This window comes from Butyrivibrio sp., from assembly GCF_017635265.1.
Taxonomy (GTDB): domain Bacteria; phylum Bacillota; class Clostridia; order Lachnospirales; family Lachnospiraceae; genus Butyrivibrio.
Genome location: NZ_JAGBLU010000033.1, coordinates 1 through 13,942, shown reverse-complemented (window position 1 = coordinate 13,942; position 13,942 = coordinate 1). Strand labels below are relative to the sequence as shown.

Genomic DNA, 13,942 nt, shown 5'->3' with positions numbered 1-13,942 from the left:
GGAGCAAGTTATATCATGCGTGCCAATGTTAGATGTTGGAAATGAGAGCATTTCTGCTTAATTGAGATTTGTTAATTATTTCCGTTAGAATCATTATATTTTTCGGCGAGAGAGGCAAAGAGGTCTTTCACCGAAAGATATAATGATTTTTTGATGGACAAAGCCATGGTGGCGGGGCTATAATTTTCGGTGAAAAGGAAAAAAGTATTGCTCACCGAAAAATATAATTATTTGGAGATTATAATGCTGATTGGACGTGAAGAAGAAGTAAAAAAGCTTAATGAATTATATGACAGTGGAGAGGCGGAACTTATTGCTTTATATGGACGACGCCGAGTTGGAAAAACATATCTGATAGATGAGGTGTTCGAAAAAAGGATTTGTTTCCGCCATGCTGGATTATCACCGATTGATGATAATGATGAGACTATAACGAAATATCGAATGAAAGATCAGCTTGAGCACTTTTACAGATCCTTGGCTGTTCATGGATATAAGGGTGAACAAGCACCAAAATCATGGCTTGAAGCATTTTATATGCTGGAAGATCTTCTTATGGAGAAATACGATGATAATGAAAGAGTTGTTGTGTTTATAGATGAAATACAGTGGCTTGATACTCCTAGAGCTAGATTTATGACAGGATTTGAAGCCTTTTGGAACGGATGGGCTTGCCATAAAAAGAACCTGATGGTGATTGTGTGTGGTAGTTCAAGTTCCTGGATATTGGAAAACATTATAAATAATCATGGTGGACTCTATGGGAGAGTTACTTATGAGATGAAACTGAGCACCTTTTCATTGGTAGAAAGTGAGAAGTATTTAGAGTCTAGAGGAATCAGTATGTCCAGGTATGATATTACACAGGCATATATGATGGTTGGAGGAATTCCATATTATCTTAAGTATTTTAAAAAGGAATACAGTTTATCTCAGAACATAAATGCGTTATTCTTTTCAGCAAATGCACCGTTAAAGAATGAATTCAACCGTATGTTTTCATCGCTGTTTACTGATGCAGAAGCTATGAAACAGATAATAAATGCGATAAGCACTAAAGATAAAGGAATTACCAGGGCAGAGTTGACTAAGATGACAGGGATAACTGATAGTGGTGAGTTATCCAGGCGCCTAAATGCCCTAATGGCAGGCGATTTTATAATAAAATACAATTCATTCGGCGACAGCAAAAGAAATGAGAATTATAAGCTTATAGATCCATTCTGTATCTTTTATCTTACTTTTGTAAATGGTAGCAAGAGCGGCAAAAAAATTGATTGGGTTAACATTGAGGATTCTCATCAGGTTATAACATGGAAAGGGCATGCGTTTGAAAATGTGTGTTGGAATCATATGGATCAGATAAAAGCGGCACTTCAGATTGGTGGAGTATCGACCACTGAGTCTTTGTGGTCAAAACGAGGTGATGAGACAACCCGGGGCACACAAATTGATCTGATTATAGTCAGAAAAGACAACGTAGTGCATATGTGTGAAATGAAGTTTTATAGTGATTTGTTTGAAGTTGATTTGGACTATCATCTTATCCTGGAAAGACGAAAAAAATTGCTTCGTGAAAAGATATCAAAGAAGGCGACTATTCACAATACACTTATCACCACGTACGGGCTTAAAAAGAGTAACTATTATGGGGATTTTATTCATGTATTAACTATTGATCAATTATTTGTATGAAAAGATCAGCGGTTTTGGAAAGTGGTGCGCAACAGGAAACTTGAGGGTTCAAGTCCCCTTGTTGTTTCTGCTTAAACCCTTGATATTACTGGTATCAAGGGTTTTTTTATTTGGGTCACCTTGGGTCACCTTAGAAAATAGCCCTGATTTGAGCATCATTATCCCTCTCCTTACTATTCTTGATATATGCTGAAAGAGTCTCTATTTTATGACCGCCTTTCCTTGCTATGGTTTCAAGGTCTATGCCTGCTTTTATCATGGCTGACACTGTATAAGCCCTTATCCTGTGAGGCTTTCTATATGTAACACCACACTGACTACAAATTTTCTTTAAAGTGTTACAATAAGGGTTCAAATACAAAAAACGTCCTCTCTTTGAAATAAAGAGATAGCCTTCTGTTCTGTTACCTTTAGCCTTCCTGATTATCTTCATGACATTTTCATTCAGTGGAAAAACTCTTGCTCCGTCATCTTTTCCTGTTTTGGTATGTTCTACCTCTATCAGATGTCTTTTACCATCTTCATCAATACGAGTCACTATTTCCCTATGAATAAATACTGTAGAATTATCAAAATCCACATCTTCAATGTGAATTGCAAATAATTCTCCACTTCTGCAGTCAATATTGAAGTGAGCACTTATAGCCATCTCATACATATTATCTGAGTCTTTCAATGCCTTTAAAATCTTATGTCTGTCTATATCTGTATAGACATCATGAGATTTATTCTTTTCAGCAATGGTCTTTATTTTACCTGTACTGAAAGACCTTGAAAGGTTAGCTGTCACAATGTCATGGTCAAAAGCATAGTCATAAATCATGTTCAGCTGACTCTTTATGTCATTAAGCTGATGTCTTGTAACTTTCTCCCTGAAAGTCTGAAAGAATATAGCTATATCTGAACCCTTTACAGAAGATATTTTCATATTACCAAAAGAAGTACCTTGTATATACTTCCTAAAGCATATCCGGTCTCTTTCAGGGTCAAGAGTTCCTTTTACCTTACACTTATAGTCAAGTGCTGGCTCAAAAAGCTGTGATATAGTATAAGCTTTCTCTCCATAGTAATAAGCATAAAGCTTGTCCAATAAGTCTTTCTTTTCTTTTGCCCTTATCTTTAGCTTTAGATTTTCAGGGTTCTTTGTGTAATATAACCCTTTCCCATCAGGCCCACTGATAGCATGATGATGCTTTTCCATTATGAGTTTTTCAATGTTCGTTTCTATCGCCTCCTTTAAGGCGGTAGCATCTGCTCCACTAAGTATATCACTCGATAGAAGCTCTTTCATAGATAACAATAAATTTTTTTCAGTCATATATCTATCTCCTTTTAGATATATGCAGAGAAATTAATCAAAAGGTAGAACGAAACGCATTTACATATTTTCAAAAGTACAAATTCACTTTTGCTATGACTTTTTAGAAAATCTTTTACATATATTAAGGAAGACATTAACCCTCTCACATGAAAGGAGAATTTTAATTATGAGAAAAGAAACTAATGAACAGCTTGAAGCAAAAATAGCACAAAGGAAGAAGTCACTTGCAGAACTTGAAGAAAGACTACAGAAGCAGATAAAACGACAGGAAGAAAAAGAGAACAAGGAGATTATCTCTTTAGTAAGAGGACGCTTTAAGACTCTGGACGCTTTCAAGGAGTATCTCGGAGAAGACCTAGCGTGAGCGTATACAGAAGCCTAACGAAGTGTATATGTCTTTAGCCCTCGGCAGAGCGAACGGAAAGTGTGGGGAGAATATATGAGCGGAGCGAAATATATACCCCCACACTTGTAGTGAGTTTACATATGGGGATATTGACGGATTGATTTTACCTGAATGGATGGTGATATATATGGATGGAATTGATGGATATGTAAGCTTCAGACAGGAGCCTAAGTTTAATATACTTCATACTATCAGAGACCCTGAGTATATGAAGAAAGAAGAAGCAAACTACTATGCATATTATGAAAAAAGAAAAGCAGACGGTGTACTTCCACCTGACTTTGTTCCTGAGCCTTTTTATGTACATATGGAAGACGTTGATAAAAATATGCTTTTACACTATGAACCTTTAAAAGAGTTTTATGAAAAGACTTTTCAGCCAGCAGTAGATGAATATGACCAGATACTTCTGCATGATGGTAAAGGACATAAAGACCGTGTAAAAGGTAACTACTACAGCTATATTTACCAACATGACACAAAAAAGAATAGTACAAAGCTTGCCTATGAAGTCGTTGTTCAGTTTGGTGGTAGGGATGATGATGAAAAGAATGGCGTCAAGGGGATATCTGATGACCCTGAAAAAAGAGAACAATGTCTTGAAGGGTTAAAAAGATACTACGAAAGATGGAAAAAGGAAAACCCTAATTTACATATAGTTGCTGCTGCTATACATATGGATGAGACTTCTCCACATCTGCATATCATATATGTACCAGTGGTAGAAAGTGAAAGAGGTCAGAAAGTACGAAATGACCGCTCAACCGCTTTAAAGTCACAGCTAAAAATGCATGGTATAGATATAAGTAAAAACGGCAGACAGGACAACGCTACAACGACATGGCAGGAGCGTCAAAGAGTCGTACTGCGTGAGATAGCTAAAGAGGTCGGACTTGACATGAAGCAGACCAAAAAGCCGACTCAAAGAGACCATGAAGATGCACGGGAGTATAGAGCAAGAAGAAGCGCTGATGCTCTCGAGAGTGCAAATAATACTACAAAATACCTTATACAAGAAAACGATAAAAAGCTTGATACACAGGAAGCACAGATAGAAGAAAACTCAAAAACGCTTCTTGAACAAGAAACACAAAAAAGCATTAACAAAGAAGAACTGTCAAATATTGAAAATAAAATCATTGATAAAAATCGTGAACTTTTCTTAAAAGACAAACCAAGGTTTATAGGGGATAAAGTTAAAGTAGATAAGCAAGCTTTTGAAGCATATCAGGACTTTTACAACAGCGGTACACAGCAGAAAGTCCGTAAAGAACAAACTCAGCTTGAAAAAGATAGAGAACAGCTTGAAGCTGATAAAAACGCTTTTAAACAAGAAAAGGCACAGTATAAGTATAAAGCTGAGGGACAGTATAAAGAAAAGGCTGATAAGTATGATTCTTTACAATCTGAGTTGTTTGTATCTCGAGAGGACATAAATAAAGCTCTTGATGATTATACTATTTCAAATGCAGAAGTTATCTCTATGATAAGGCAGTATGCTCTTTTTCAGCCTGATAATGAGAAAGATGCTTTGTTAAAACAATGTACTGCTCTTAGTAAGATAGATACCTACACTCAGAAGTCACTTGTACAAAGGAACAAGAGACTTGATAAAGAAAAGGTTTTTACTGAGGAAAATTGGGACTTTCCAGAGTATGAAAACAGAATAAGGGATATGCTCAAAAAATCTTTATCTTATAAGGGACGTACAGAGATATATCAGAAAGACCTTTTAAAAGGCTTATGGGCTGATATACAGAAAGATAATGCAAGCTTTTGGAAAAGCCGTAAAACACCTAAACCTGAAGCGGTAATCAACCTTGATAAGACCTTTACTGCTATAATCCCACGGCTTATACAGACAGCAATACAAGCGATAAAGTCATATATAGAGATGATAAAACAGGCACAACAACAATCTGAGCATGACAGGTGATGTTTTTTCCTCTCGAGAAGACCGTCGGCGGATATGATGTGCAGTCTTTATTTAAAAACACCGCCGACGCATACCCCTTTTAACTCATTTTTAAATATTATTGTGTAATTGTGTAAAAAGTCTTGTAGCCCTTGAAAATACTGCATTACAGCCTTACACAATTATTTTTTACTATTTGTGTATAAAAACCTTTAAACACAGTATTGATGCGGGGGGAGGGCTTGTGACCCCCCGCATCACACTAATTGTGTATTGTGTTGACAAAAGTATAATTTTCTTTCCATTTGTTCTCTTTTACACAATATTTTTAAAAATACACAAAAAAACTGTGTAAAATCTCAGAAAATCAAAAATAAAAATACAGTATATATTATAGGGTTAATTTTTTTATGATTAAGGAGATATTCTTATGAGAATTCGTATTTTTGAAGTTGTACAATATGAAAATAATCCTGATACGGGAGAATCTTTAAATTTTACTGAAGATAACATCACTTCAGCAGTAAAACATAAAACCATAAAACAATGGGCATATGGTAGACATGATGAAAATGAAGTTTATACATCCGAAGATGAAGAACATTTTCTTACTGCTAGAAAAGCCGAATATGAAAAAGAAGAGGCCGAAGAGACTTTTGGAGAATGGCTAAGAACCAGAGTTCCTTCAGGTAACTATCGAAAAGCAGGCACAGGTAAATGTACACATTGGCATTTTGTCGGTAGATGTGACGATGGAGTTGAGCTGTCATCTATTGCAAAATGGTTCGGCGTTCCTGAATCTTGCGTTCATATACCATCTGAAGAAAAGGATAAGAAAAAACGTGGCACAGACGCTTTTCTTGATATGGTAGCATATATTTGTCACGATACTCCATCTTGTATTTTAAAAGGCAAATATAGATATCCTGATAGCATTGTAAAATCTAACTTCGATTGGCGGTCTGAAGTAGATAACTATCGTAATAAGAAAACAAAACTCCAATCACAAAGGCAGAAATATTCAGCTACTAAATATGATGTATATGACCTTGTAAACGCTGTTTGCTATGACGGTATGTTACTAAAAGACGCAAAAGATTCTCTTACTTTTGCATTATATCAAAAGTATCAGAAGGCATTTCAGGCAGCTCGTGCTGAGTATCTTTATAAAACTGCACGAATGCCTGCAACACGGAAAACTTTTTATATTACGGCAAATTCTGCACAAGGCGGTGAGGGTAAAACGCTTTGCACTCATGCAATCGCAAGACAGTTTGCAAAAGCTTATGCAAAAGATGATGCAGAGCTTGAAAAAATCATGACTGGTTCGTTTAGAAATAATGACCTATCAGATTGGATATATGAAGCTGGTGACTCATCTATCGCTTGGCAAAGCTACGACGGACAGCCTATTGTTATTTTCAATGACATAAAGGCTACCGACTTCATGGCTATTATGAAAAGCAGACGAAATGTGAAAAATTTGCTTGATGAATTTCCCGATAAATATATGTTAAATGTAAAATTTGGTCAGGTCTGTGTAACTGCTGAATATATACTGATAAATGGTATTGAAGACTTCGACTCTTTTAAATACATTTTATCAAGTAAAAAATACAAAGGCGAAGATGACGATACAGAAGAACAGGCAAGAAAGCAATTTGATAGAAGATTTTTAGGTGAAATACTACTTGATACTAAGGTTATAGATGATGCACAAATGCAGATTTTTATAAATCGTGGTTGGTTTGATGCTTCTTCAAATGTGGATTACAGACGCATGGAAGAACTTTGTAGAATGAGAATATCTTTTAAGAATCTAATTCAAAGAGCGTCAGGAAAATCTCTTGATACAAACGAATCACTTATGTTTCAGCCTGTTATTGATAAAGTGAAAGCTCTTGATGATATGCATAATGATATTCATAAAGAAACTGAATTTACAGAACCTCTATTTGAGTTTCTTCCTACACAAGCAGAGCTTGATGCTCCTAAAATAGAACAACTTCAGCAGATGAAAACTGATATAATCTCAGAAATCCAAGAAGTACAAGGGAAAATAAGAGACCTTGAACGTCAATATCCTGAGAAAATAGGTTATACATATTGCCTTGATACTCCTGATATGACTTTAAGCTATGATGAACTGAAAAGAATATATGATAAAGATAAGGACTTACTGCAGTCCATAAGAGATACGCTTGATGGTAAAATTATAGAAGTAATGCCTATTGTGTAACGGGTCACCAATGGGGTCACTTGAAAAAAGCAGACGCTACACACCGCATAAATACTGACTTTGTTAGGTAATTATTTGGTTCAAGTTCCACATGCACCATTAAATTATCCTCTGGTATTATTGCATTACAGAACTGGTATTATAACTGTAAGGTGGAACATGTCATCTGCATTGGCAGTCATCGTTCCACCATATTTTTGTGCTGTGCGTTTTATGGATTTTAAGCCGAAGCCGTGATACGCGGTATCGCCTTTGCTGGTTACAGGAATACCATTTTTGAAACTGATCTTTTCAGCATAGTAATTGTCACAGCCTATGACGACCATAGAATTTTTCTTTTGTAGTTTTATTGAGATTATCCGGTCGCTTTGTTTGTCGAGTTTTATTACTGCCTCAATTGCATTATCGAGAATATTTCCAAACAGTGAGCATATATCACCTACTTCCATAAATGATATAGCTTCCCCGTCAATCATGGGCGAGATCCTTATTCCGTATTTATTGCAGATTGGATTTTTTTGCGCAAATATATTGTCGAGAGTCTGGTTACCCGTCCGAACAGTGCTGTCATATAGAGAAATAAGCTCTCCAAGTTCGGCACCGGCTGCATTGTAGTCAATCTCAGATAATCGGTGCTTTAGATCGTGACATTTTTCGTTGATCAGTTCGATCACTTCATTTCCTATTTCATAGTTTTTCTTTTGCTCATGGTAGAGCTGACGGATCAGGGCGCTCTCCCTTTCCTTTGCGGATACATCTATGATATGGGTTCGAAGGTAGAGAATGAATAGACAGCACTGCATGGAAAATAATCTTGATATTATTGAAAGTATGATGCTTTCATGGGAAAAAGAGTCACGGATGCTTGAAAGAACCTCAACAATCAAAAGAGTGGAGATTGAAAGCATAACCAGTTTCCGACGTGTAGAGGCATCGTAGTCAAAGATACGTGTCTTATTCCCGAAAAGATAATAAAACAACAGATAGATCGCCAAGTAAAAAGGAATCTGAAACAGAATGCTGAAAAATGCTCCGATGGCCGTAGTGACATCAAGATTAGTTACAGGACTATTAGCAACATTTGAGATGACAAAAACAATCTGCGCAGCCACATGCTGCGTCAAGTACCCGCAGGAAGCGCACAGTATTATCGATTCCCAGGGCTCATCAAATATTATAAAAAGAACAAGTACTGACATCAGGAATACCAAAAGATAGTACAGTGTGTTACTGAGAAACCACAGGCCTGTATAATAGAGTGGCACGTACAGAACGGAGCTGATAAGGTAAACGGCTAAAATGGACAGAACAGCACGAGGCCTGAAATTATCTCTTCGCATCATTTTGCCTGAATACAAAAGCTGTCCTATGATAAGTTGTAATGAGAACATATTTGAAAATATGAGAAAATAGTTCTGCATCTAGTTATTTCCTCCATTTCCTGCATACCAGGAAGAAAGAGCATCCATGAACTCCCTGCGTCTTGGATGTGATATGGCAAGAATATCTTCACCTGCTTTTACTTCATATCCCTTTACCCAGTCAATATGTGCTGGATTCACGATATAGCAATTATTGCACTGCAAAAAATCTTTAAACTGAGCCCGGGCATCTGATAATCGTCCTCTGACTTCAAATGAATCCTGATACAGATGATAGGTCAGGGTATGGCCGTGGATCTCGATGTAATATATATCAGAAGTGTTAATGCGACGAAGGCCGTCTTTCAGCTGTATTACGACTTCGTCATCCTTGGATGATAAAACCGCTCTTAAAGCTCTTTTCATCTTAAAAGAGAAATCTGAATAGGCCAGGGGCTTTACTATGAAGTCCAGGGCATCTACCTCGTATCCCTTCACTGCATACTGAGCCATGTTGGTAACAAAGATAAGCACCGCTTTTGCATCAATGTTTCTAAGACGCTTAGCTGCCTCCATGCCTGTTATGAAGGGCATTTCTATATCCATGAATACAAGCTCAAATCCCGGATATCCGTCAAGAAATGAAAGCCCGTCCTTATATCTTTTGATGGAAAAAGACTCTGAGGCTTCTGTTCCAAATCGCTCCAGGTATTCAGAGAGCTTTTCGGCTGCGCTGTCATCGTCTTCAACTATTGCCACTTTTATCATGAATTAAACGCTCCTTAAGCTGAAAGAAGAAATATTCAAGTTTGCGTCATAAAACGCAAGGTTACGCCAGATGTGTTTCCATCTATTATATTACAGAATAATATGATTTCAATAAAGGATATTTCTTTTTTAGATGGAGGGTCATTATGAAGCAGAAAATGTCAAACAGAGCATTCAGGGCAATACTCATACCCGTGGTGGTACTGCTGAGTATTATTCTGATAGCGCTAAATGTAGTGTGTGCCAAAATGGGACCGCTTCTCGATACTTATGTGGCAAAGGGAAGCAATTATGTGAAGAATAATGGAGATCTGGTAAGCTATTACGACAAGAAGTACAGCTCAGCGGATGAGGCAAAAGAGGCTGCTTACGAGGTTGCTGCAGAGGTTCAGAAGGAGGGCAGTGTTCTCCTTAAGAATAATGGAATTCTGCCCCTGGAAAGTGGGACGACAGTCATGCCTTTTGGATATGCATATCTTAATCCGTCATATGGACAGAATACATCAGGCGGTTCAGCCAAGTGGGTAACAGATCCGGTGACTCCTGAAGATGGTCTTAGTGCTTTCAATATCGATGATTCAGCAGCTAAGTTAATGAAGGAAAAGGGCAATCCTGAAATCACCATCGAAGCTGCCGGCACAAAGGTTGCCGGAGAGGCTGATTCAATGCTTGGGGGAGATTGCAAACTTTACGAATATGATGGCGGAATTTATGATTCGCTTTCAAGCGTAAGCGGCGAAGTTGGCGTGGTATTTCTTTCCCGATCCGGTCAGGAAGGAACGGACATGAAATATGATGCCTATGAGGATGGAACGCCACACTATCTGGCTCTTTCAGAGAACGAGAAAGAGACCATAAAAAAAGCAAAAGAGATATGCGGCAAGGTGGTAGTTGTTGTCATTTCATCAGCCACAATGGAACTGGCACCTCTTGAATCAGGCGAGCTAGAAGTTGACGCAATTCTCTGGATGGGACATCCGGGCGAGAGAGGTCTTTCACAGCTGTCGGCTCTTATGACCGGCGAGGTAAATCCTTCCGGAAGAACAGTGGACACATATCTTGTAGACCTTACCAAGGATCCGACCTATCAGTCAATTGGAGTAAATACCTACAGTAACTATACAGCAAGAGCTGCAGGATTTATGGGAGATGCGTACAGTGAAATTCCGGGCACCTACAACGAGTACATGGAAGGTGTATATATGGGATACCGGTACTATGAGACTGCAGATGAAGTGAATCCGTCCTTTGATTATGACGCCGCGGTACTCTATCCCTTTGGCTATGGCCTTTCCTATACAACCTTTGAGCAGACACTTGAGGATGTGTCTTTTGACGGGACCAAGATATCAGCACAGGTAACTGTCAAAAATACAGGAGCAGTAAGCGGGAAAGAGGTTGTGCAGCTATATCTTACAACTCCGTATACAGATCTGGACGTACAGTATAAGATAGAAAAACCCGTGGCACAGCTTATGGCATTTGATAAAACAAAGCTGCTGGCCGCAGGTGAGAGCGAAACAATTACTTTGGAAGCAGATATTGAGGATTTTGCTTCGTACTGCTATACACATGAAAACTCAGACGGAACAACCGGTTGCTACATGCTGGAAGAGGGCGCCTATACCGTATCCCTACGGAAAAATTCTCATGAGGTAATCTCTTCAAATGACATAACAGTAGCTCAGACTACATGGTTCGACGGCTCGGACACTTCCCATGTGCGAGCTAACGATGAGACGGTGGCAACTAATCTTTTCCAGACTATGTCTGATTACATGAATGAAGAGTCAACGATCCTTTCAAGAAGTTCCTGGAATACAACGCAGCCTCAAGCAGCTGAGGGCAGAACAAAAGAGATAAGTGAGAAATATACTGCACTTATGGGAACTGAGAGCTCTTTTGACCCTGAAACAGATCCGATTCTGGGAAATGTAGAGGGATCAGTCATCTATACTGACGCAATGCCTGTCTCAGGTGCAGATAATGGTCTTACGCTATCTGATCTTCGAGGCGCAGACTATGATGATGAGAAATGGGAGCAACTTCTTGATCAGATAGACTGGGAAAAAGACAAAGATAACATCATCGCCAATTTCTCAGGTGCCGCATATATGACCTACGCCATAGATTCAATAGGCCTTCCCGGAACTGCAGAACCTGATGGAGCCAACGGGCTTAAAATCAGTGGTGCCGGTGCCGGCGGATATGATATGACAAAGAGTTCTTCCTTTGGATTTGCTCCTCTGATGGCATCTACCTGGAATACTGATATTCTCTATGAGATAGGAATGGCTTTTGGAGAAGAGTCTTTGCAGCATGGTATTAACGGATGGTATTGCCCTGCTATAAATCTGCACAGAAGCCAGTTCTCAGGAAGAATATTTGAGTATTACTCAGAAGACCCTGTGCTGTCAGGCAAACTTGCAGCAAGAGTCATATCGGGCGCAGGTGATGCCGGAATGTTCTGCTATGTAAAACATTTTGCGCTTAATGATACTGAGACGGGAAGAGCAAGTCTTGTTGCTACCTGGGCTGATGAGCAGACCTTCAGGGAGATTTATCTAAAGCCCTTCGAGATTGCATTTAAAGAGGCTACGTCAACTCTGAAGTATTTAGATAATGGTGAAATTAAAGAAAAAGAATTTAAATCTGCCACAGCTGTCATGGCTGCTCAGAACTGCATCGGTACGGTTGTCGGAGAATGCAACAGAGCACTCCTTGTGGATCTTTTAAGAGGAGAGTGGGGATTTGAAGGAATGGTGGTTTCCGATTACTGGGTATGGGGACCGGACAACTTAAGGGACTACGCTCTTCGCTCAGGATGTGATACATACCTGTGCATGAATATGCCTTTTGCCTGGAGCATCGTGGATTATGAAAGCGCAACAGCGAGAAATGCTATGAGAACAGCTATTCATAACATTGCATACACGGTTGTAAACTCAAACGCCTTTGAAGGAGCAGCACCCGGAGATGTGGTCAAACAACATGTTTCGCCCTGGGTATATCTGTGGATCATTCTTGATGTTGTTATTGGATGCATTATTATTTTACTAATTACACTTATGGTAAAAAGAGCTAGGGATGAGAAAATCCATCCTGAAAGCTATAAGAGAAAACAAAAGAAATAAGCTATATATCCTACTACTTGATAGATAACATAACAAGTCCCATTGGAAACTGGTCATTTCCAATGGGACTTCATAGAAAAAACTTAACTTATTGAGATACACTTTTTAGAGTTTTTCTATACACCCATGAAATTGCAATTCCTACGAATAGATTTATAAATGTCCACATGCAGGTATCCGCTATAGCAGTAACTAGAGACATAGTTTTTAGGATGGAGTACTGCGAGAAGCAAAAATATAGTTCAGTTAAAAATGCTATCGTTCCTGCTGCAACAGCTCCTTGCTTTGAGGTAAAGAACTTACCCCAATATAGGACAATGGCAATGAGGAAGCCATGGGCTATGTTTGCCATTATCATGGTGAACATATTGACATTTTCTCTCGATATTATCGCAACAATATCCGGCGTAAGTTCTACATAGGCTGATAGCCAGTTCTGAAAAAAGGTAGCATAAATAAGAATAGTTAGCCCAAGAACAGTAATTGTTCCCACCAGTGCTGCAAGTATTACGGATTTAATTATATTTTTCTTATTATTCATTTGAAACCTCCATAAGATTATAGTAAGATTTATTCAACGATTGTTAGTTTAGTAACTATAGTTGCTAAATTCAAGAGATGATTTTTGGAATCAGTAGGATAAACAACGAAACTGGAAAACAGTTGTTGTAATTGGAGGATATTTATGGACTTAAGAGTAGTTAAGACAAAAAAAGCCATTAGGGATGCTTTCTTACTAATAAGAGAAAGGACTGAACTAGAGCGTGTTAAGGTAAAGGAAATATGCGATATTGCGCTGATAAACAAGACCACATTTTATAAGTATTACAAAGATGTTTCTGATCTGTCAGAAGCATTGGAGGAGGAGATCATGGATGATATAACCAAGGAACTGGTTGATAAAGCTAATTTTGTCAATGAATCCAAGGCGTTTATCTCAAACATGCCCATTATTTTAGACAAACATAAGAGGGAATTGCAACCACTGTATAGCGGACGATTTCATGTACTAATTAATAGCCTGGAGGAGCGCATTATTTCTTATTATGCAAGCACTCCGGACAATATAGAAGACGAGTTTAAGCTTACCTTTATGATTTGTG

The 13,942-nt window shown here is 38.3% G+C and carries 10 protein-coding genes; 6 read left to right on the top strand and 4 right to left on the bottom strand.

From position 1 onward, the window contains the following. Window positions 1-243: 243 nt before the first annotated feature. Window positions 244-1,695, top strand: a complete 1,452-nt coding sequence (locus J6O61_RS05055; RefSeq protein ID WP_292210379.1) for an AAA family ATPase — start codon at window positions 244-246, stop codon at window positions 1,693-1,695. 130 nt (window positions 1,696-1,825) lie between these two features. Here the strand turns inward: J6O61_RS05055 and J6O61_RS05050 are convergent, their stop codons facing one another. Next, window positions 1,826-3,013, bottom strand: a complete 1,188-nt coding sequence (locus J6O61_RS05050) for a tyrosine-type recombinase/integrase (protein ID WP_292210377.1) — start codon at window positions 3,011-3,013, stop codon at window positions 1,826-1,828. A gap of 169 nt (window positions 3,014-3,182) precedes the next feature. Here J6O61_RS05050 and J6O61_RS05045 point away from each other — a divergent pair, with 169 nt between their 5' ends. From J6O61_RS05045 to J6O61_RS05035, 3 genes are all read left to right on the top strand, one after another. Further along, window positions 3,183-3,380: a hypothetical protein gene (locus J6O61_RS05045; RefSeq protein WP_292210374.1), complete on the top strand. Its 198-nt coding sequence runs from the start codon at window positions 3,183-3,185 to the stop codon at window positions 3,378-3,380. A 169-nt stretch (window positions 3,381-3,549) separates the two neighbouring features. Then, window positions 3,550-5,358 (top strand): plasmid recombination protein, encoded by a 1,809-nt coding sequence (locus J6O61_RS05040; RefSeq protein WP_292210371.1) that lies wholly within the window; start codon window positions 3,550-3,552, stop codon window positions 5,356-5,358. 409 nt (window positions 5,359-5,767) lie between these two features. After that, window positions 5,768-7,576, top strand: coding sequence for a hypothetical protein (locus J6O61_RS05035; protein WP_292210369.1), 1,809 nt, complete (start codon window positions 5,768-5,770; stop codon window positions 7,574-7,576). Window positions 7,577-7,701: 125 nt separating this feature from the next. On the opposite strand, the gene J6O61_RS05030 is transcribed toward J6O61_RS05035, so the two are convergent. Beyond that, window positions 7,702-8,997: a sensor histidine kinase gene (locus tag J6O61_RS05030; protein WP_292210365.1), complete on the bottom strand. Its 1,296-nt coding sequence runs from the start codon at window positions 8,995-8,997 to the stop codon at window positions 7,702-7,704. Further along, window positions 8,998-9,705, bottom strand: coding sequence for a LytR/AlgR family response regulator transcription factor (locus J6O61_RS05025; RefSeq protein WP_292210363.1), 708 nt, complete (start codon window positions 9,703-9,705; stop codon window positions 8,998-9,000). Between the two features lie 146 nt (window positions 9,706-9,851). On the opposite strand from J6O61_RS05025, the gene J6O61_RS05020 reads away from it, so the two are divergent. Beyond that, a complete protein-coding gene (locus J6O61_RS05020) occupies window positions 9,852-12,839 on the top strand; it encodes a glycoside hydrolase family 3 C-terminal domain-containing protein (protein ID WP_292210360.1) in 2,988 nt (995 codons plus the stop codon). Between the two features lie 88 nt (window positions 12,840-12,927). Here J6O61_RS05020 and J6O61_RS05015 read toward each other — a convergent pair whose 3' ends face one another. Next, entirely contained in the window at window positions 12,928-13,380 is a 453-nt protein-coding gene (locus tag J6O61_RS05015) for a hypothetical protein (RefSeq protein ID WP_292210357.1), read from the bottom strand. Window positions 13,381-13,524: 144 nt separating this feature from the next. On the opposite strand from J6O61_RS05015, the gene J6O61_RS05010 reads away from it, so the two are divergent. Continuing rightward, a partial coding sequence (locus tag J6O61_RS05010; protein ID WP_292210356.1) for a TetR/AcrR family transcriptional regulator occupies window positions 13,525-13,942 on the top strand: 418 nt, incomplete at its 3' end.

Excerpts from the sequence above, each read along its gene's own strand:
- J6O61_RS05055 (WP_292210379.1), top strand. The coding sequence starts at position 244 with ATGCTGATTGGACGTGAAGAAGAAGTAAAAAAGCTTAATGAATTATAT.
- J6O61_RS05050 (WP_292210377.1), bottom strand. The coding sequence starts at position 3,013 with ATGACTGAAAAAAATTTATTGTTATCTATGAAAGAGCTTCTATCGAGT.
- J6O61_RS05045 (WP_292210374.1), top strand. The coding sequence starts at position 3,183 with ATGAGAAAAGAAACTAATGAACAGCTTGAAGCAAAAATAGCACAAAGG.
- J6O61_RS05040 (WP_292210371.1), top strand. The coding sequence starts at position 3,550 with ATGGATGGAATTGATGGATATGTAAGCTTCAGACAGGAGCCTAAGTTT.
- J6O61_RS05035 (WP_292210369.1), top strand. The coding sequence starts at position 5,768 with ATGAGAATTCGTATTTTTGAAGTTGTACAATATGAAAATAATCCTGAT.
- J6O61_RS05030 (WP_292210365.1), bottom strand. The coding sequence starts at position 8,997 with ATGCAGAACTATTTTCTCATATTTTCAAATATGTTCTCATTACAACTT.
- J6O61_RS05025 (WP_292210363.1), bottom strand. The coding sequence starts at position 9,705 with ATGATAAAAGTGGCAATAGTTGAAGACGATGACAGCGCAGCCGAAAAG.
- J6O61_RS05020 (WP_292210360.1), top strand. The coding sequence starts at position 9,852 with ATGAAGCAGAAAATGTCAAACAGAGCATTCAGGGCAATACTCATACCC.
- J6O61_RS05015 (WP_292210357.1), bottom strand. The coding sequence starts at position 13,380 with ATGAATAATAAGAAAAATATAATTAAATCCGTAATACTTGCAGCACTG.